The following is a 1,957-nucleotide window of genomic DNA, read 5'->3' as shown; positions in this document are numbered from 1 at the left end:
CGACGACAAGAGCAAAAGCAAGCTGCAGGGATCGTTCAAGCGCTTCAGCGATATTATGCTGAGCCGCATCTCAGCCGATCTTCGTGAAACCTTCGTTGACGTCCAACTGTTCAATGAGTTTCAGGATAAAGCGACGCGCCTGAATCGCCAGCTGCTGGCGGTGAACCTGCTGGCGGGTGCTTATCCGGCGGAAGAGGTGAATGTTTGGCTGGAAGGCTGGCTGGAGTTACAGCACGCTATTCGCGTCAAACAGAATCACGGCTTAATGCAGCTGGTGAATCTGGCGATTAAACCAGCGCCGTTCTGGCTCAATAGCGGAATCAAACGCTAACGAAAAATCCAATCAGGGAGAGAAGATGTTGTTACCGTTACCGGCGCTAATGCAGGCGCAGTTGGCTAATGTGGCAGAGCGACTTAATTTGCCACCCTCAGCGTTCACGCCAGAACAGGCGGGCGCGCTGACTTTTAGTGACTTTATCCTCGATAACCTGCAGCAGCATCCCGAATGGTGGCAGCATCTGCAAAAGCAAGCGCCTGCACCAGATGAATGGCAGCACTATGCCAGCTGGCTGAAGGACGCGCTGCAAGCCGTTGATAACGAATCCTCCCTGATGCGCGAACTGCGTTTGTTCCGGCGTCACATGCTGGTGCGCATCGCCTGGATGCAGGCGCTGCAACACGCCACTACCGAACAAAGTTTGCAGCAGCTCAGTACGCTGGCGGAAATTCTCATCGCTGCCGCACGCGACTGGGTTTGGCAGGATTGCAGCCGCGACTTCGGTACGCCATGTAATGAAGCCGGCGAAGCTCAGCCGATGTTGATTCTCGGCATGGGTAAACTCGGTGGCTGTGAACTCAATTTCTCTTCTGATATCGATCTGATTTTTGCCTGGCCGGAAAACGGCGTTACGCAAGGTGGGCGACGCGAGCTCGATAATGCGCAATTCTTCACGCGCATGGGGCAGCGGCTGATCAAAGTACTCGATCAGCCAACGGTGGATGGGTTTGTCTATCGCGTGGATATGCGTCTGCGCCCGTTCGGTGATAGCGGTCCGCTGGTGCTGAGCTTTGCGGCACTGGAAGATTATTATCAGGAGCAGGGCCGCGACTGGGAACGCTATGCGATGGTCAAAGCCCGCCTGATGGGCGATGATCACGGACACTGGAGCCAGGAATTGCAGCAAATGCTGCGTCCTTTCGTCTATCGACGCTATATCGATTTCAGCGTGATTCAATCGCTACGTAACATGAAGGGCATGATCGCGCGCGAAGTGCGTCGACGCGGCTTGAAAGACAACATTAAGCTCGGCGCTGGCGGTATTCGTGAAACAGAATTCATTGTGCAGGTCTTCCAGCTAATTCGCGGTGGACGTGAGCGCTCACTACAATTGCGTTCCTTGCTCCCTACGCTTGAAGCCATTGGCGAGCTGGCTTTGTTAAGTCAAAAACAGATCGAGCATCTGCGTGAAGCCTATCTGTTCCTGCGTCGGCTGGAAAACCTGCTGCAAAGTATTAATGATGAGCAAACGCAAACGCTGCCAGAGAACGAACTCGACCGCCAGCGCTTAGCCTGGGCGATGGGCGCGGCAGACTGGAGCGTTCTGATGGCGCAGCTGGAGCTGCAAATGGCCGGTGTGCGCGCCATCTTTGATGAGCTGATTGGCGACGATGCGCCAGATGTCGACGACCAGCCGCAGTTGGCTGAATTTGCCGGTTTGTGGCATGACGCACTGGAAGAGAGCGATCTCGTCCCGGTTGTGCCGCAGTTGGACGATGCGCAGCGTCATGCGCTTTACAACGCGTTGAACAACTTCCGCCAGGATGTGAGCCGCCGCACCATTGGTCCGCGCGGTCGTCTGGCGCTTGATCAGTTGATGCCGCGTCTGCTCAGTGAAGTCTGCCCGCGCGAAGATGCGGATGTGCTGCTGAACCGCCTGACGCCGCTGTTACTGGGCGT

At 55.9% G+C, this 1,957-nt stretch carries 2 protein-coding genes; both read left to right on the top strand.

Features of this window, described 5'->3' with window-relative positions; translation table 11 throughout:
- Positions 1-331 (top strand): CHAD domain-containing protein (locus tag RTY00_RS24260; RefSeq protein ID WP_409519171.1); only part of this gene is annotated, 331 nt, incomplete at its 5' end.
- 25 nt (positions 332-356) lie between these two features.
- Positions 357-1,957: bifunctional [glutamate--ammonia ligase]-adenylyl-L-tyrosine phosphorylase/[glutamate--ammonia-ligase] adenylyltransferase (glnE, locus tag RTY00_RS24255; RefSeq protein WP_312666672.1), on the top strand; the 1,601-nt coding region annotated here is incomplete at its 3' end.

The sequence above is a fragment of the Pantoea sp. CTOTU49201 genome, assembly GCF_032054795.1.
In the GTDB taxonomy this organism is placed as follows: domain Bacteria; phylum Pseudomonadota; class Gammaproteobacteria; order Enterobacterales; family Enterobacteriaceae; genus Pantoea; species Pantoea symbiotica.
The sequence above is the reverse complement of the archived record's forward strand: the minus strand, read 5'-3'. Positions and strand labels throughout refer to the sequence as shown.